11 protein-coding genes are annotated in these 17,252 nt (G+C 65.1%); 3 read left to right on the top strand and 8 right to left on the bottom strand.

Features of this window, described 5'->3' with window-relative positions:
* Positions 1-91: 91 nt before the first annotated feature.
* The 5 genes from purE to H5T73_07865 form a co-directional block, all read right to left on the bottom strand.
* Positions 92-550, bottom strand: a complete 459-nt coding sequence (gene purE / locus H5T73_07885; protein ID MBC7247684.1) for a 5-(carboxyamino)imidazole ribonucleotide mutase — start codon at positions 548-550, stop codon at positions 92-94.
* A gap of 271 nt (positions 551-821) precedes the next feature.
* The gene (gene purD / locus H5T73_07880; GenBank protein MBC7247683.1) at positions 822-2,099 is read right to left on the bottom strand and encodes a phosphoribosylamine--glycine ligase; all 1,278 of its coding nucleotides are present in this window, start codon (positions 2,097-2,099) and stop codon (positions 822-824) included.
* Between the two features lie 394 nt (positions 2,100-2,493).
* A complete protein-coding gene (locus H5T73_07875; GenBank protein MBC7247682.1) occupies positions 2,494-3,825 on the bottom strand; it encodes an adenylosuccinate synthase in 1,332 nt (443 codons plus the stop codon).
* A 218-nt stretch (positions 3,826-4,043) separates the two neighbouring features.
* Entirely contained in the window at positions 4,044-6,296 is a 2,253-nt protein-coding gene (locus tag H5T73_07870; GenBank protein MBC7247681.1) for a hypothetical protein, read from the bottom strand.
* 742 nt (positions 6,297-7,038) lie between these two features.
* Positions 7,039-8,415, bottom strand: coding sequence for an NAD(P)/FAD-dependent oxidoreductase (locus H5T73_07865; GenBank protein ID MBC7247680.1), 1,377 nt, complete (start codon positions 8,413-8,415; stop codon positions 7,039-7,041).
* Positions 8,416-8,978: 563 nt separating this feature from the next.
* Between H5T73_07865 and H5T73_07860 the strand changes: the two genes are divergently transcribed.
* From H5T73_07860 to H5T73_07850, 3 genes are all read left to right on the top strand, one after another.
* Positions 8,979-9,824: a HEAT repeat domain-containing protein gene (locus H5T73_07860; GenBank protein ID MBC7247679.1), complete on the top strand. Its 846-nt coding sequence runs from the start codon at positions 8,979-8,981 to the stop codon at positions 9,822-9,824.
* A gap of 515 nt (positions 9,825-10,339) precedes the next feature.
* On the top strand, positions 10,340-11,413 hold the full coding sequence (locus H5T73_07855) for a hypothetical protein (protein MBC7247678.1): 1,074 nt from the start codon (positions 10,340-10,342) through the stop codon (positions 11,411-11,413).
* A 276-nt stretch (positions 11,414-11,689) separates the two neighbouring features.
* The gene (locus H5T73_07850; protein MBC7247677.1) at positions 11,690-12,775 is read left to right on the top strand and encodes a hypothetical protein; all 1,086 of its coding nucleotides are present in this window, start codon (positions 11,690-11,692) and stop codon (positions 12,773-12,775) included.
* Between the two features lie 74 nt (positions 12,776-12,849).
* On the opposite strand, the gene clpB is transcribed toward H5T73_07850, so the two are convergent.
* From clpB to dnaJ, 3 genes are all read right to left on the bottom strand, one after another.
* Complete coding sequence (gene clpB / locus H5T73_07845) at positions 12,850-15,480, bottom strand: ATP-dependent chaperone ClpB (protein MBC7247676.1); 2,631 nt, start codon at positions 15,478-15,480, stop codon at positions 12,850-12,852.
* A gap of 169 nt (positions 15,481-15,649) precedes the next feature.
* Positions 15,650-16,090: a MerR family transcriptional regulator gene (locus H5T73_07840; GenBank protein ID MBC7247675.1), complete on the bottom strand. Its 441-nt coding sequence runs from the start codon at positions 16,088-16,090 to the stop codon at positions 15,650-15,652.
* A 10-nt stretch (positions 16,091-16,100) separates the two neighbouring features.
* Positions 16,101-17,234: a molecular chaperone DnaJ gene (gene dnaJ / locus H5T73_07835; protein ID MBC7247674.1), complete on the bottom strand. Its 1,134-nt coding sequence runs from the start codon at positions 17,232-17,234 to the stop codon at positions 16,101-16,103.
* Positions 17,235-17,252 lie beyond the last annotated feature (18 nt).

The following is a 17,252-nucleotide window of genomic DNA, read 5'->3' as shown; positions in this document are numbered from 1 at the left end:
CATTTGCGCCGCCGGTAACAGGTCTTTTTCCGCCGTGCCCCTCGAAAAAGGGTCCGCCTTGCCAAGCTGTCCCGCGCTTCGGGCCGCCCCGTCATACCTTCCCCGCCATCTGCTCCCGAAAGGAACGCCAGCCCTCCGCCACCTCCTCGTACTTGAGAGCCAGTATGGCGCAGGCGAGCAGCGCCGCGTTGACGGCGCCGTCCACCGCCACCGTGGCCACGGGGACCCCGCGCGGCATCTGCGCGATGGAGAGGAGGGCGTCGAGGCCCCCGAGGTTGCCCGCGGAAAGGGGGACGCCGATGACGGGCAGGGTGGTGAGCGAGGCCACCACACCGGGGAGGTGGGCGGCCATGCCCGCGGCCGCGATGAAGACCTCCACCCCCCGTCCGGGTGCCTCCCGCACGAAGTGGCGCAGCTTCTCAGGCTGGCGGTGGGCCGATATGACCTCGCTTATCACCTCCACCCCCATCTTCCGCAGGGTTTCCTCCGCCGGTCCCACCTTGTCACGGTCGGACTCCGAGCCCATGAGCAGAGCGACCACGGGAGCCATCCTCACGCACCTCCTGACCGTTAAGAACAACCACCGAGAAAAATGAACCCGCCGCGCGGGCCACCGTCAACGCGAACGGGGCATGGCACCCCGCCATGCACGTGGCGGATAACGGCGTGAGTTAACGATAACATCATGCCGCCTCATCATGTTATTTCGCCACGTCGCCTTAACATATCGCCTCATTGCGACGCTTCAATATGGCCCTTCCCAAACCCATACCCCCGCATCACCGACCAACCATCGAAACGTACGCCCTCGAGTGCCGGCATCAGCGGGCTTCCACGGCGCGCAGGGCTATATCCCGGCGGTAATAGATGTCCGTGAAACGTATGAGCTCCACGGCCCGGTAAGCCCTTTCCCTTGCTTCCCGGAAGTCCTTTCCCATGGCGCTCACGTTGAGCACCCTACCGCCGTCGGTGAGAACCGTGCCTCCCTCGCCCAGCCGCGTCCCGGCATGAAAGACCACCACGTCCTCCAGGGATGCCGCTTCCTCCAGGCCGTCTATAGGATAACCCTTGCGGTAATCCCCGGGGTAGCCCCCGGAGGCGATGACCACCGTCACGCAGGGGCCCTCCCTCCACCGCAGAGCGATGTCCTCCAGCCCGCCCTCTACGGTGGCCAGCATGGCGGGCACGATATCGCTCTCCAGCCGAGGCAGCACCGCCTGGGTTTCGGGGTCTCCGAAGCGCACGTTGAACTCGAGGACCTTGGGGCCATCGGCGGTAAGCATGAGGCCCGCGTAGAGGATGCCCCGGTAGTGTATGCCCCTCTCCGCGAGGGCCCCAGCCGTCGGTTTCAGTATCTCGTCGACCACGCGGCGGTAATCCTCGGCGGACAGCACCGGCACCGGCGAGTAGGAACCCATTCCCCCCGTATTGGGCCCCGTGTCCCCGTCGCCCACGCGCTTGTAATCCTGGGCGGGGGCCAGGGGCAGGATCTTCTCCCCGTCCACGAAGGCGAGGACGGAGACCTCCTGCCCCTCCAGGTACTCCTCGAGGAGGACCCTGGAGCCCGCGTCACCGAAGCGGCGCTCCACGAAGCAGGCCTTCAGCGCCTCGTATGCGGCGCTGTCGTCCCTGGCGATGACCACCCCCTTGCCGGCGGCCAGTCCGTCCGCCTTCACGACGTAGGGTGGGTCGCCCCTGCGCACGCAGTCGACCGCCGCGTCGAAATCGGAGAAGACCTCGGCCCGGCCGGTGGGAACCCCGGCCTCCAGCATGACCTGCTTGGCGAAATGCTTGCTCCCCTCCATGCGGGCCGCGTCGCGCGAGGGACCGAACACCGCGAGGCCGCGCTCCCGGAAGACGTCGGCGATGCCCGCCACCAGTGGCGCCTCCGGCCCCACCACCGTGAGGTCTATGCCCTCCGCCTGCGCGAAATCGGCCAGCGCCGCGATATCCTCGGCGCCCAGGGGAACGCACTGCGCGATGGAGGCCATGCCCGCGTTTCCGGGAGCGCACCAGAGGCCGTCCACGAGCGGCGACTGCGCTATCTTCCAGGCAAGGGCGTGCTCGCGGCCCCCTCCTCCAACCACCAGAACCTTCATCGCCACCTCCCTACGACCGCGCCGTTACCTACTAATATTTTATGGAGGGGGGTGACAATCCTCCGCCGCGCATATCTTTCCGCATGTTGACCACGATGGATTAAGGGGCTTTCGCGAAGGTCTCTCCGTAACGGGGATCACCGCAACGGATAACACCGACACGGATAATACCGCAAACTATATCACCGCAACGGGGATCATGACCTTCAGCCGGACGAGACGGGGCATCACGCCCGAAGCGACGGGGCATCTATCCCGACGTCACAGAACGGCGGGCCCGAGGCGAGAGGGCATCCGGCTCAATGCGGCAGGACACCCGGCTTTAAGCCACGGGATGTTCAGCCCCACGCGAGGGGGGGCGCCGTCGCCGGGCCGGCGGGGCGGCCGCCCGCCATCACAGCGGGAGGTCGTCGTAGAAGAGGAAACGGCCCTGGCGCAGGGGCTCCCCTCCCCCGTCGAGGAAGATCGACTGCTGGCGTTCGGGCCCCACGGAGACGAGCTTTACCGGGACGCCCACCCGTTCCTGTATGAACTCCAGGTAATCCCTGGCCTGCACCGGCAGGTCCTCCATGCGGGTGACACCAGAGATGTCGGTTTTCCAGCCAGGCAACTCCTCGTAAACGGGCTCGCAATCGGAGAATTCATCGTAGAGCGGGGGGAATTCCTCGCCGGTCTCCCCGCCCCTGCGGTAGGCCACGCATACCTTGAGCGTCTCGAACCGGGAGAGCACGTCCAGCTTGGTCACGGCCAGGCTGGTGAGGGTGTTGAGGCGCGCCGCGTAGCGCAGCACCACCAGGTCGAACCAGCCGCAGCGGCGCCTGCGCCCCGTGGTGGTGCCGAACTCCTTCCCTGCCTCCTGCATGGCCTCTCCGATCTCGTTGTCCTGCTCGGTGGGGAACGGGCCCGCCCCCACCCGGGTGACATATGCCTTTGTGACCCCGATGATCTCGTCCAGGTCGCGCGGGCCCACCCCCGCCCCCGCACAGACGGCCCCGGCCACCGTGTTGGAGGAGGTCACGTAGGGATAGGTACCGTGGTCCAGGTCGAGCATGAGTCCCTGGGCTCCCTCGAAGAGGACGTTCTTCCCCTCCTCCAGCGCCCTTTTCGCCAGGAGGGAGGTGTCGGCGAGGAGATGCCGCAGCCTCTCCGCGTAGCCGGCATACGCGTCAGCCACCCCCTCGGCGTCCAGGGGGTCCGCGCCGTACACGCAGGTGATCACGCGGTTCTTCTCCTCCACCGCGCCGCGCACCCTTTCCCGGAATGCCCCGGGGTCCAGCATGTCCTGCATGCGCAGCCCCACGCGTGACGCCTTGTCCGCGTAGGTGGGACCTATGCCGCGGCGCGTGGTGCCCAGGCTCCTCGCCCCCCTACCCTCCTCCATGAGCCCGTCCAGGATCTCGTGGGAGGGGAGGATGACATGCGCGTTGTATGAGATACGCAGGCGGTCGACGTCCACGCCCATCCTGGTAAGATTATCCATCTCGCTTATGAGCACCGCCGGGTTCACGATGACCCCGTTGCCGATGACGGGGACGATGTGGGGATAGAGGATACCCGAGGGGACGAGGTGCAGCTTCAGGGTCTCCCCGTCGTACACGATGGTGTGCCCCGCGTTGTTGCCGCCGTGGAAGCGCACCACCATGTGCATGTCGTCGGAGAGGAGGTCGATGACCTTCCCCTTCCCCTCGTCACCCCACTGGGTTCCGACGACCACGATCCCGGGCATTGTCCTTCCCCTTGCCACTCGGCTCTTTTTATATGCTTGTTTTCCTTTTTCGCTCGTTCATCCGTGCCACACGGAGAAACATTATAACACCCCGTGCCCGCGGGTTCACGACGCGCCCTCCCAAAGAGGTTTCTCTCCCGTTGTGGAGGTTTTTCCTCGAACCCACTTATCCTTTACACGAACCGTGTTTGGGTTCCACATGCGGGAAAGCAGGGGTTTCATCGTGGATGGGGCAAGCGCCCCCCGGGCACAAGCACCGCGAACCTGCTTCCCCTCCCGGGGGCGGAGTCCACCCGGACATCGAAGCCCAGGAGGTCAGCACACATGCGCACGATGTAGAGGCCCAGCCCCGTCCCCTTACCGTGCTTGTCCGTTTCCCCGAGCCGGGTGAAGGGCGTGAAGAGGAACTCCAGCTTTTCCGGCTCGATCCCCTCTCCGCGGTCCTCCACGGAGAGGAGCACCGCCCCCTGTTCCTCCGCCACGCGCAGGGTCACGGGGGAGAAGTCGTCGCTGAAGCGGAAGGCGTTCTCGAGGAGGTTCGCGAGGACGAGGGAGAGCAGCCGGGGATCCGTCTCGAGGAAAAGCCCTTCCGCCCTTCCCTCCACGCGGAGCCTCTTTCTCTCCTCCCCGGAAAGGGAGGAGAGGACCCGCTCCAGGAATCCCGCAACCCCGCAGGGAACGGGGACGGGCTTCTCCTTCCCGCTCCTCAGGAGGGAGACGGTCAGGAACTTGTCCAGGACCTGCTTGAGCCTGACCGCCGCGGCCTCGATGTGGGCGAGGCCTTCGCGCACCTCCTCCCGGTCCATCTCCTCCATGCGCCTCCCGAGGGTGGTGGTGAAGCCGTAGAGGACGGTGACGGGGGTACGGAACTCGTGGGAGGTTATGTTTATGATGTCCGTCTTGAAGCGGTCCGATTCCTCGAGTTCCCTCCTCGCCCTCTCCACCTCCTCCAGGCGGAGGGTGAGCTCCAGGGACTGGAGGTGGCTCTCCACCAGGGGACCCAGGGAGCGGGCCAGGGATTCCAGGAGATCCACGTCCAGGGGGTCCAGCGGGAAACCCCTTGCCTTTCCCCCCACGAGGAGTGTGCCGCAGGAGCCAACGACGCCGTGCAGGGCAAAGGCGGCCTGGGCGCCCTTCTCCCTCATCTCTTCGCGGGCCCTCGCGCATTCCCCATCCTCTTCCGCCTCCTCCCCCGCAAGAAGGGGGCAGGGCGGGGGGAAGTGAGGGGACCGCCTCCCCCGTTCCATGAAGGGAAGGAGGAGCCCTTCTTCCCGGCGGCAGCCCAGGAGCAGCGCCTCCCCGGCAGGCTCCTCACCGGGAGCGCGACCCACGGGGTCCTCCTCCGCGGCGGGTCTCCCACCCGCTCCCCGCTCTTCCCGCCCGAAATCCCCGCCCGCCTCCCGGCGCGAGGAGCGCTCCCCTCCGTACGGAAAGGCCACGGGGATCTCCACCCAAAGCTCCTCCAGCATCAGCCTCTCCGCCACGAGGAGCAGTGCCTCTTGTATCCCCTCCCGCAGGTCCTCCCGGGAGCGGGCCAGCGCCATGGCCTCGTGCAGGAGCTCAACCTCGTCGTAGAGGCCGGGGAAGAAAAGGCGGGAGGAGAGGCGGGAGGAGAGGCGCAGGGCCATGGGTGAGAGGGCCACGCAGGCGGCCAGCGAGGCCAGGGATAGGGCGGCCACGGCACGGGGGCGGTCGGTGAGGTAACGGGTGAAGAGGAGGTAGACGAGGAGGAAGGGCGCCCCGAAGAGGAAGACGGTGAGCAGGTAGGAGAAAACCCGGCGCACCGCCAGGCGCACGTCCAGCAGGCGGTGGCGGAGGAGGGCATAGGCGGTCATGCCGTAGGGGATGATGGCCAGGGGAAAGACGTATTCGCTGGTGAAGTCCTTCTCCAGCAAGGCGGGCACGATACCCATGAAGATCACCACCAGGGGTACGTAAACCCCGAAGCCCGCCAGGATGTAGGCTGCCCTCGCCTTCTCCTGTCCACGCGAACGGCGCCACCTGATGAACACGCAGGCGAGCATGAAAAGGGCGAGGGAGGAGGACAGGCCGATCGAGAAGGCGATCAGCGGTCCACCCTCCTGGATGTAATATCCTCCGGTGAAAGAGGCGTGGCGTATGACCAGGCCCGTGAAATTCAGTAGGGATGGCGCAAGGGTGAGGGCCAGAAAGAGGGTCAGGGCGCGTCGGCCGATCCTTCCCTCCCGCAGGAAGGCCAGCCCGAAGAGGGCAAGGAACGCGGACCCCAGGCTCTCCGCGAAGAAGACCACGCGGTATTCCCAGGTTACAAGGACATCGCCGGGTTCGGGCACCATGTAATGGATATAGGCGACGATGAGCCACAGGGAGAACGCGAAAAGGGCGATGGCGAAGGATACGCGAACCAGGTTTCGCGGGCGGGGCCGGAAAACCGAGTAGGCCACGTACAAAGCCAGCGTGGCTACCAGGTAGGAAAGCGCAAGGGATATCATGCGGCCTCCCGCTCTTTCCCGGTGTGACATGCAATATATCCCGCGGGGCAGTATCTAGCCGGCAACGCCTCGCGAAACGCGGCCTCGCGGAAAAGGCGCCCTCCGGGAACCGGCACCGCGAAGCCTTTGCCCCCCCTTGCCCCCCCTCCCACGAACAGCGGGGTGATGCCGCCTAGCAGAAACGCCACGAGGGAACAGGGCCTGAGACCGGGCAGAAGGAGCAGGGCCCGACCTCTCCGTTCCTCGCGAAGCACATGCGGAACCGTGAGGTGATGAACCCGGGCATCACGCCTCCGGATCACAGATGCGGGAAGGATACGGCCAGTCAGGGAGCTATGGCCGGTAACGGGAGGAAAAGACATGTGCGCGTGGCCTTTTCCGGCTCGCGTAGTTGGATCACGGCGGAGAGACGGAGAACTGCCGATGCCATCCACGATGCCAGTAAGAGAATGGCCTTCCGGCACCCCCCTGCTGAAGTCCGGTGGTGTCATCAACTTTTGCGTCTCCATTCCAGGATCATATCCGATGTCCCCACGCGGCCGCATGCCGAAAGAAGCGTGCTCCGCGCGGTGAAGGCTCTGCCCACTTCACATATCATACCAGAAAATTACAGCCGCGACGCCAGGAGACGGCGCAAAAAAACGGTGCGGTCGCTCCGGTGTGTCCTCGAACCTCCGGGAGTCTTTCGGGTGAAGGCGGCGATCCCGTGAAGGCGCGCGTGCACACCGGGCGCCCCATGTGCTTACCCGCCCTGTCCGAGGATGGAGCGGGCGGCGATGATGCCCGAGGCCGACGCCTGCACCAGCCCGCGGGTGATGCCCGCGCCGTCCCCCACCGCATAGAGGCCATTGATGTCCGACTGGAGGTCCTTCCCCAGGCTGGGCCGGGAGGAGTAGAACTTCACCTCCACCCCGTAGAGGAGGGTGTCGCGTGAATTCAGCCCGGGGCACAGGCTGTCAAGGGCTTCCAGCATCTCCAGGATGTCGCTTATATAGCGGTAGGGAAGGGCGAAGCTGAGGTCGCCGGGCGTGGCGTCCTCGAGCGTGGGACGCACCGTGGACCGCGCGATGCGCCGCGCCGTGGAGCGCCTGCCCGCGAGGAGGTCCCCCAGCCTCTGCACGAGTATCCCCTCCCCCAGCAGGTTGGCCAGGCGGGCGATGTACTTGCCGTAGGATATGGGCTCGCGGAAGGGCTCGGTGAAGGTGGTGCTCACCAGCAGCGCGAAGTTGGAGTTCTCCGTGCGCCGCTCCGCGTAGCTGTGGCCGTTCACGGTGAGCACGTCGCCGTAACGCTCCACGCATACCTGCCCGTGGGGGTTCATGCAGAAGACGCGCACGCGGTCCTCGAAACGGCGGGAGAAGTAATGGAGCTTGGGCTCGTAGAGGTCGTCGGTGAGGGGCTCGAGGACCGGCGCCGGGACCTCCACCCGCAGGCCGATGTCCACCTGGTTGTTCTGCACCGGCACCCCCAGCCTGCCCATCTCGCCCACCAGCCAGTCCGCCCCTTCCCTCCCCGGGGCCACGACGACGAAGGGCGCCTTTACCTCCTCGCCGGTGGTAAGCCGGACCCCGGCCACTTTGCGGCCGGAGACGAGCACGGACTCCACGTGGCTCTCCGTCCGCACCTCCACCTTGTCCCGGAGGAAATCGTGCATGGCCATCAGGAGGTCCCGGCAGCGTTCCGTCCCCATATGGCGGAAAGGGCAGGGGGTGAGGATGAGGTTGGAGAGCACCGCTTTCCTCCTCCAGGCCTCCACCTTGTCCCCTTCCTCGCCGTAAACCCTTTCCGGGGCGCCGAACTCCAGGTAGAGCTGGTCAACGCGCTCGATCAAGTCGCGCAGCATGCGCGTGCCCACGTACTCCTGCAGCCAACCCCCCACCTCGGGAGAGAGGGACAGCTTACCGTCGCTGAAGGCGCCGGCGCCTCCCCAGCCGCTGGTGATGGCGCAGGTCTCGCACTTGCGGCACTTCCCTACCCGGGCGGGACACTCCCGCTTCTCTATATCCGGCCCCTTCTCCAGCATGAGCACGCGCATGCCGTCCCGCTTCACCAGCTCCAGGGCGGCGAAGATGCCCGCCGGGCCCGCCCCCACGATGACCACGTCATAATCCTTCGCCACAGCCTTGCTCCCATTCCTCGCGTGCTTGCTCCTGCCTTACGCTCCCCCGCCTTTCCGCACCCATATCTTAACATCGATGACGCCGCCCCTTCCCTTGAGGAACCCGCCCGGTACACAACGGCGCCAACGGCGACATATCCCATCAAGGCCGCGTCCGGGGAGATGGCGGGTGGGTAGCGTTACCGCCGGTCCTGTAGTTCCACCTTCGGGCCGGCTGCCGCGCCGCGATGAAATTGACGCCCCTCTTCTTCTTGTTTATGCTTATTAAGTAGATTATGTCTCTCGTGATGACAGGGGGGTGAGCGGTGTCGCATCAAGGGCTTGAAACCTGCTGGTTCTGCGAGAAGATGGGTGCCCACAAGGGGTCTGCGATCCCGGTTCGACTAGAAAGAATAATAAAGGAAAGAAGCTTCGGGGCGAGCGGGTTGCAGAGACAATGGGAGTATATCCATGTGGAAGTGCCGAGGTGCATGAGCTGCCGCGATAAACACGATAAAGCGTCAAAACATGCGCGTAAGAGCCTGTTGATAGCAGGGATAGCGTGGTTGGTTCTTTTTATAGGCATGATGGTCATCATCTCTCTCTTGTCCACGTCAAGCGCCGGACGGAACGACGCGTTGGTGGTGATCGCCACTATCCTGATCATCCTCGCACTTTTAATCAATAGCCTAGGCTTTGCCTTATGGATCAGAAAAAGCATGAAGAGGCTATTGAACGGCACAAAGCCATTGAAATACAAGCACAAATACCCCGCAATCGTCGCTTTGGTGGATGGGGGTTACGTCATTTCGATGGCCCAGCGTAAGCCCGCTCTTGTTCCCGGCGCTGGACTGCAGCCATGGGCAACCGCCGCCTCGGGCCGAGAGCCCAGGACACACGTGATACCGAAGAGTTACGGTTTGTACGACGACTCGCCGTTGATCGTGGAGGAATCACCCGACCTCGAGCGCCTGCTCAACAGCGACGAGCCCCCGGTGATCCAGACACTTTCCGACAGGAACAGGAGTTTTTGGGAAGAAGTGGCTTCGACAGAAGCAAAACGAACGTCCCTGCTGATCGGTTATCTACAACACCCCGATCCCGATATAAGGATAAGAACCATGGAATACGCGGCAATGAGCGCATCGTCAAGAGTCACCCAGGTGCTCGTGGACATACTCGGAAGCGACCCGTCTTCAACGGTTAAGATAGCGGCTGCGAAAACGATCTGGGAGCGGGAAAAGGAGTCGAACTGCGACTTTACCATACGCTGCTTGAAAGACGAGATCGATTACGGAACGGAAAGGTCAACGGTCGGACCGACGAGGGCAAAGGGCGCCATGCGTCTCCTTATAGAACACGCTCCTGACCAGGATAGAAGAGAAGCCGTTAAAGAACTGATCAGATCGAAGGGTATTCATGACATATAGCCAAAGCATGGCATTACCCTGACCATCGTGAAAGACAACAACCGTATCTTATCCCGGGTGTCGCGGGCATGAACGGGGCCAGTATACGTTCATGCCTGAACCTCACTTGCCCGGGGAACTACCGGGTCGTTCGCAGCGAGCCTGCGAGCGAGACCGTTACCCGGCGGCCCGGCCGTCGGAAGAAAGAGGAGCGTCGCGGAGCGAGCACGAGCCCCCGGCCCGGCCTCCTTATACGCACCCACCGAGGCCGGGAACGACCGGGTCGGTCGCAGCGAGCCTGCGAGCGAGACCGTTACCCGGCGGCCCGGCCGTCGGAAGAAAGAGGAGCATCGCGGAGCGAGCACGAGCCCCCGGCCCGGCCTCCTTATACGCACCCACTCAGCCCAAGAGGCCTTCGTGCCTGCATGCCTGGACCCTACACCGGGTATAAAATGAAGAAGCGGCCCGCGGCGGCCGATAATGTAAAGGCAGAGGTCTGTGGGATTGAAGGACATGTGAACAAGGGAGGGGAGCCCATGGCCGAGTTCCCGACGTGTCAGGGATGCGGGATCCCGGAGATGTTCGCACAGATGAACCGCTGGCTGGACAACGGGGACGTCGTGCAGGCGACCAACGAGCAGGCCCGCATGGCCTTCGTGGAGTGCGAGCACGTCGACCCCGTATTCCGCGACGTGGGCAACGCCATCGGCATCTCCATAGACCACATCGTCATAAACATCGTGGCCCGCGCCACCCAGCTCTACATGGACACCCTCATCCTGCCCCAGGTGAAGGAGATGATCCGCAACAGGTCACTTGATATCCCGACCTTCTCCCAGCCCATAATGGACCTCTGCCACGCCATGGGTTACGGGAAATACACCTTCCTGAGCTACCGCTACGAGGAAGACGAGGATGACTTCTGCAGGATAAGCATCTACCGCCCGTTCTCCATCCTTGAGACATCCGGCGCCTTCGCCGGGGTGGTGGCCTCCTCGGTGGGAGGCGAGCACCTCGTGACCTTCGAGGAGGTCTCCCCGGAACTGTACGAGCTGACCACCCACTGGACCACCTATCCACAGGCACTCAAGGAAAAACTGCAGCTCCGCATGTACAAGCCGAAGGAAGGGGGCCTGGCGCTGGAGCGCTGCGCCACCTGCGGGACACCCCTGCTCATTTCCTCCACCTGTCGCTGGGACATGGAAAACGGCATCATCATCAACGCGAGAACGGGGTACCGCATGGCCGAGCTGGGGCCCGGGCTCATGGACTCCATCTTCGAGGCCCTGGAGTGGGAGCTGGGGGAGGAAATCCCGAGCCTGGTGGTGGACGCCCAGCGACGCTTCGCGAGGGCGGGGTTCGCCCCCATCGACTTCTCGTGGGACGAAGACGAGCTGCGCCTGCAGTTCGCCGTGCGCGGGCTGGGAAGGCTTCGCCGCTTCCGCCTGCGCAGCGACGGGGTGCAGATGCACCTGGATAACTCGTGCATGCGGCTGCTCCTCGTGGGCCTGGTACAGGGCAGCTTCGAGAGGGCTTTCGGCGTGGACTCGCACGTGGAATGGGAGATCTCCGAAGAGGGAGCGCTGCAGATGGAGATCCGTGCGGGTTGACCCCGCACGTTTCCCTTGCCCGGTGTGACCGCGCGTTCCGCCGCCGCTCCCGCTAGCCAGCCGCCTCCCCCCAAAGCTTCCGCTTCCCGGATACCATACCGTTCCGGCAGGCGCCTTCGGGGTTGAAAGAGGCCGAGGGGCGCTCCCGCGCGGGCCTTTACAAGGATGTATAATCAAGGTTAACCTATCCGTTGGGTTGACGATAATCCCCTAAGGAAAACGTTCCCGCGCCACGGCAGGCTTCGCAGCAGCGGGGGAGGCCCTGAGGAGGAAGGCATGAGCGAGGTCTTTTCCTGTGAAGGTTGCGGGATGCCCGACGTCTTCGTGCAGATGACCACCTGGCTGGACAACGGCGACATCGTGCAGGAGCTGAACCGCGAGCTGCGCGTCGCCTTCGTGGAGAGCGACAGGATCGACGCCGTTTTCTGGGAAGTGGGAAAGGCCATCGGGATGTCCATCGACCACCTGGTCATCAACCTGGTGGGTCGCGGTCTCGAGCTCTACCTGGACGCCCTGATCCCGCCCGCCATCAAGGAGATGGTGCGCAACAGGACCATGGACATACCGACCTTCGCGGAGACCATATTCGGCCTGGCCCACAACATGGGGTACGGTAAGTTCGAGTTCCTGGGCTACCGCTACGAGGAAGATGACGATGACTTCCTCAAGATACGCATAACCAGGCCCTTCTCCGTCCTGGAGACGTCCGGGGCCATCGTGGGTGCCATCACCTCCGCCACGGGCGGCGAGAACATGGTGACCTACGAGGAGGTGTCCCCGGGCATCTACGAGATGACGGCGAGGTGGACCACCTACCCGGATGTCGTGAAGGAGAGGCTCGAGATAAGGTTGCACAGGGCCGAAAACGGCGACCTGGAGCTGGAGAGGTGCCCGCACTGCGGGTCTCCGTCGAGGCTTGCCCCCATGTGCCGGTGGGATATCGAGAACGGGATGATCACCAACGCGGAGAACGGGTATCGCATGGCATTGCTGGGGCCGGCTGTCATGGAAAGCCTCTTCGAGGCTCTGGAGCTGGAACTGGGGGAGGAGATACCCACGCTGGTGGTGGACGCCCAGCGCCGCCTCGTCCGGGAGGGCTTCATGCCCATCGACTTCACCCTGGGGTTCGAGGAAGTGCGGACGGGTCTCGCCCTGCGCGGCCTGGGAAACCTGCGCGAGCTGCGCATGGAAGCGGACGGTGCCGCCATGCGCCTGGACAATTCCTGCATGCAACTGCTCCTGGTGGGCCTGCTGCAGGGGAGCTTCGAGAGGGTCTACGACAGGGACTCGCACGTGGAATGGGAGTTATCCGATAAGGACTCCCTTCAGGTGGAAGTAACGCCCCTGACCGCTGCCGGTTAAGAAAACGGGCCCTCCCCCGTTGCCGGGGGAGGGTCTTTATATACCAACCGCGGCACAGGCAGCGGGTGACCGTCTCAGGTGGCGACCTCCTGCGCCTCCGCGTATAGCGACTCGCCCACGCGCCGGAAGGTGAAGACCCCCTCGGCGTCCACGTCCACCTCGATGAGGTCGCCCTCCTTGAACTCCCCCTCCAGGAGCTTCACGGCCAGGCGGTCCTGGATCTCGCGCTGCATCACCCGCTTGAGCGGCCGCGCGCCGAAGTGAGGATCGAAGCCCTCCGAAGCCAGCACCTCCTTGGCGCGGTCGCTGAGCCTGATGTCCAGTTTGCGCTCCGCCAGCCTCTCGCGCAGGCGCTCCAGCTGGATGTCCACGATCTGCTTTATCTCCTCCATGCCGAGGCCGTTGAAGACGATGATCTCGTCCAGCCGGTTGAGGAACTCGGGCCGGAAGTGCGCCCTCAGGGTGTCCATGATCGCCGCCCTGATCTCCTCCCGGTCCCTTCCTGCCATTTCCTGGAAATAGCTGCCGCCCAGGTTGGAGGTCATTATGATGACCGTGTTCTTGAAGTCCACGGTGCGGCCGTGGCCGTCCGTGAGGCGCCCGTCGTCCAGGATCTGCAGCAGGATGTTGAAGACGTCCGCGTGCGCCTTCTCGATCTCGTCCAGCAGGATGACGCTGTAGGGGCGCCGGCGCACCGCCTCGGTGAGCTGTCCCCCCTCCTCGTAGCCCACGTAGCCGGGGGGCGCCCCCACGAGGCGCGAGACGGTATGCCGCTCCATGTACTCGCTCATGTCCAGGCGCACCATGGCCCGCTCGTCGTCGAAGAGGAACTCGGCCAGGGCGCGCGCCAGCTCCGTCTTGCCCACTCCCGTGGGCCCCAGGAAGAGGAAGGAGCCGATGGGGCGGTTGGGGTCCTGCAGCCCGGCGCGGGCGCGGCGGATTGCGTTGGATACTTTTTCCAGGGCTTCCTCCTGCCCCACCACGCGGCGGCGCAGCCGCTCCTCCATGCGGATGAGCTTCTCCACCTCCCCCTCCAGGAGCTTGGAGACGGGGATGCCCGTCCAGGCGGAGACCACTTCCGCGATGTCCTCCTCGTCCACCTCCTCCTTGAGCATCTTGCGGTCCTTCTGCAGGTCCTGCAGGCGCCGGTTCTCCTCCTCCAGCGCCTTCTGCACCTCCACCGCCTCGCCGTAGCGCAGGCGGGCCGCCTTCTCCAGGTCGCCCTCGCGCTCGGCGCGCTGCTCCTCGATGCGCACCTGCTCCAGGCGCTCCTTGAGCTGGCGGATGCGGGAGATGGCCTCCTTCTCAGCCTGCCAGTGGGCCTTCATCTCGGAGCTCCTCTCCTTGAGCTCGGCCAGCTCCGCCTCCAGCTTTTCGAGCCTCTCCCGCGAGGCCTTGTCCTTCTCCTTCTTCAGCGCCTGCCGCTCGATCTCCAGCTGCTTGATGCGCCGCTCCACCTCGTCGATCTCGGTGGGCATGGAGTCGATCTCGATGCGCAGGCGGGACGCGGCCTCGTCCACCAGGTCGATGGCCTTGTCGGGGAGGAAGCGGTCGGAGATGTAGCGGTCGGAGAGCATCGCCGCCGCCACAAGCGCCGAATCCTGGATGCGTACCCCGTGGTGCACCTCGTAGCGTTCCTTCAAGCCGCGCAGGATGGCGATGGTGTCCTCCACGTCCGGCTCCCCCACGTAGATGGGCTGGAAGCGTCGCTCCAGGGCCGCGTCCTTCTCTATGTGCTTGCGGTACTCGTCAAGGGTGGTGGCCCCTATGCAGTGGAGCTCCCCGCGGGCCAGCGCCGGCTTGAGCATGTTGGAGGCGTCCACGGCACCCTCGGCGGCGCCGGCGCCCACCAGGGTATGCATCTCGTCGATGAAGAGGATGATCTCTCCCTCGGCATCGGTGATCTCCTTGAGCACCGCCTTGAGGCGGTCCTCGAACTCGCCGCGGTACTTGGTGCCCGCCACCAGGGCCCCGATGTCCAGGGCCACCAGGCGCTTGTTGCGCAGGCCCTCGGGGACGTCACCCTCCACGATGCGCTGCGCCAGGCCCTCCACGATGGCCGTCTTTCCCGTCCCCGGCTCGCCGATGAGCACGGGGTTGTTCTTGGTGCGGCGGGAGAGGACCTGCATCACGCGCCTTATCTCGGCGTCCCGGCCGATGACCGGGTCAAGCTTGCCGCGGCGGGCGAGGTCGGTGAGGTCACGCCCGAAGCGCGCCAGGGACTGGTAACGCTCCTCCGCCTCGGGGTCGCTCACCCGCCGGCTCCCCCTCACCTCGCTCATGGCCTTGAGGATGCGGTCGCGGTCTATGCCGTGCCGGCGCAGCACCTCCGCTGCGGCGCCCCTCTTCTCCTCCGCGACGGCCAGGAAGAGGTGCTCGGTGGAGACGTACTCGTCCTTGAGCTTGTCCGCCTCGGAGAGGGCTGCCTCCAGCAGGGAGGAGAGCCGCGGCGAGAGCTGCACCTGGCCCACCGCCCCGGTCACCCTGGGTGTCTTTTCCAGCTCGGCCTCGACCTCCGCCTGCAGCGACGGTATGTCGGCGCCGATCTTGGCCAGCAGGGAAGGCACCGTGCCCCCCTCCTGGCGCAGCAGGGCCAGGAGCAGGTGCTCCGGTTCGATGAACTGGTGGTGGCGTTCTCCCGCCACCCTCTGGGAATCGGCCAGCGCTTCCTGCGCCTTCACCGTCAACTTGTCGAAACTCACCATGTCATTTACCTCCTTCGGCGGACCGGGTCCTCGTGTCCCGGACCGCCCGTTTTATGTCAATCCCTTGCGGGAAAGTGCCGTCCTTGCGGGCCCCCTGCGGGGCCTGTATGTCAACCCCCGGACGCTGACGGGGTCTTGCCCCGCCCGCGTCCGGAGCGCATTCGCCCGCTCACTCCGCGCGGCGCGCCGCCCGTATCCCCCGGAAGGGATCGCTGTAGCGGGGGTGCATGAGCTCCCCGCGGGAGACGGGCACGATATCGTTGCGCAGGCTCTCCCGCACCTGGCGCACCCGCTCCTCCATCTCCTTCCTCATGGCTTCCAGCTCTTCCTCCAGGGACTTCATGCGCAGCCGCATCCCCTCCATGCTCCTGCGCATGTCGAGGATCATCTTCACCCCGGCCAGGTTGACGCCCATCTCCTGCGTGAGCTCCTGGATGAGCCTGCACCGCTCGATGTCAGCCTCCGAGTAGCGCCTGCGGTTGCGGACCCGTGCCGGCGTGAGCAGCCCCTTGCGCTCGTAGATGCGCAGGGTCTGGGGGTGCACGTCCGCCAGGCGCGCCGCCACGCTTATCACGTAGAGTGGTTCCTCGCTCGCTCGTTTCTTGTCCATCCACACTCACCTACCCTTCCAGGAAAGCGCGGGGGTTCTCCCTCTCCATCTCCTGGAGCTTCCTGATGAGCTCCTTCTCCTTGGCCCCCAGCTTCCTGGGCACCTGGACCCGCGCGGTGACGATCATGTCACCCTTGCCCCTGCCCCGGGGCCGGGGGGCGCCCTTTCCCCGCAGGCGGAACCTGCGGCCGTCGGAGGTCCCCGCGGGTATCTTCAGCTTGACCTTTCCGTCGAGGGTGGGGACCTCCACCGTGGTCCCCAGCGCCGCCTCCGGGAAGGTCAGCGGGAGGTCCAGGAGGATGTCCCCGTCCTTCCTCTTGAAGTACTTGTGCGGCTTCACGTGCACCTTCACGTAAAGATCGCCGGGGGTGCCGCCAAGGGGGGCCGCCTCCCCCTTGCCGGGGAAACGGACCCTGCCCCCGTCATTGATCCCCGCAGGTATCTTCACCTTGATGCTGCGGGGCCTGTCCACCGTGCCCGTCCCGCCACAGGCGGGGCAGGGGTTCTCGATAACCGTTCCCCTGCCCCCGCACTCCGGGCAGGGGCGGGAAAACGCGAAAAGCCCCTGGTTCTGGGAGATGTTTCCCCTTCCGTTACACGTGGGGCAGGTCTTGGGCAGCGTCCCCGGCCTGGCCCCGCTCCCCCGGCAGGTGGGGCAGACGGTACGTCCGCTCACCGTGAGGGGGATGGTGACGCCGTTTATGGCGTCCTCGAAGGAGATGGTCACGTCCGTGGTCAGGTCCCTGCCGCGTCGCGCCTCGCGTCGCCGGGCGCCCGCCGTGCCCATGCCTCCGAAGAGATTGAAGAGGTCTCCGAGGTCACCCAGGTCCTCAAGGTTCCCCGTGTACGTGTAGGTGCGGGCTCCCGGGCGCGCGCCGAAGGAGGAGAAATCGAAGGGGCCGAACCCGGCGCCTCCCGTACCCGCGAACATGCCGCCCGCGTCGTACTGCTTGCGCTTCTCGGGGTTGGAGAGCACCTCGTAGGCCTCGTTTATCTCCTTGAACTTCTCCTCCGAGCTCTTGTCCCCGGGGTTCGCGTCCGGGTGGTACTTGCGCGCAAGGCGGCGGTAGGCGTCCCTTATCTCCTTGTCGGACGCCTTTTTATCTACTCCCAGTATCTTGTAATAATCCTTTACGCCGTCCATCGACCATCACCCGTACGC

It is taken from the genome of Actinomycetota bacterium (assembly GCA_014360655.1).
GTDB lineage: Bacteria > Actinomycetota > Geothermincolia > Geothermincolales > RBG-13-55-18 > JACIXC01.
This window is presented reverse-complemented; position numbering and strand designations above follow the sequence as displayed.

Bases quoted from the DNA above. Each gene is read 5' to 3' on its own strand.
- purE (MBC7247684.1), bottom strand. From the start codon at position 550: ATGGCTCCCGTGGTCGCTCTGCTCATGGGCTCGGAGTCCGACCGTGAC.
- purD (MBC7247683.1), bottom strand. From the start codon at position 2,099: ATGAAGGTTCTGGTGGTTGGAGGAGGGGGCCGCGAGCACGCCCTTGCC.
- H5T73_07875 (MBC7247682.1), bottom strand. From the start codon at position 3,825: ATGCCCGGGATCGTGGTCGTCGGAACCCAGTGGGGTGACGAGGGGAAG.
- H5T73_07870 (MBC7247681.1), bottom strand. From the start codon at position 6,296: ATGATATCCCTTGCGCTTTCCTACCTGGTAGCCACGCTGGCTTTGTAC.
- H5T73_07860 (MBC7247679.1), top strand. From the start codon at position 8,979: ATGATGGTCATCATCTCTCTCTTGTCCACGTCAAGCGCCGGACGGAAC.
- H5T73_07855 (MBC7247678.1), top strand. From the start codon at position 10,340: ATGGCCGAGTTCCCGACGTGTCAGGGATGCGGGATCCCGGAGATGTTC.
- H5T73_07850 (MBC7247677.1), top strand. From the start codon at position 11,690: ATGAGCGAGGTCTTTTCCTGTGAAGGTTGCGGGATGCCCGACGTCTTC.
- clpB (MBC7247676.1), bottom strand. From the start codon at position 15,480: ATGGTGAGTTTCGACAAGTTGACGGTGAAGGCGCAGGAAGCGCTGGCC.
- H5T73_07840 (MBC7247675.1), bottom strand. From the start codon at position 16,090: ATGGACAAGAAACGAGCGAGCGAGGAACCACTCTACGTGATAAGCGTG.
- dnaJ (MBC7247674.1), bottom strand. From the start codon at position 17,234: ATGGACGGCGTAAAGGATTATTACAAGATACTGGGAGTAGATAAAAAG.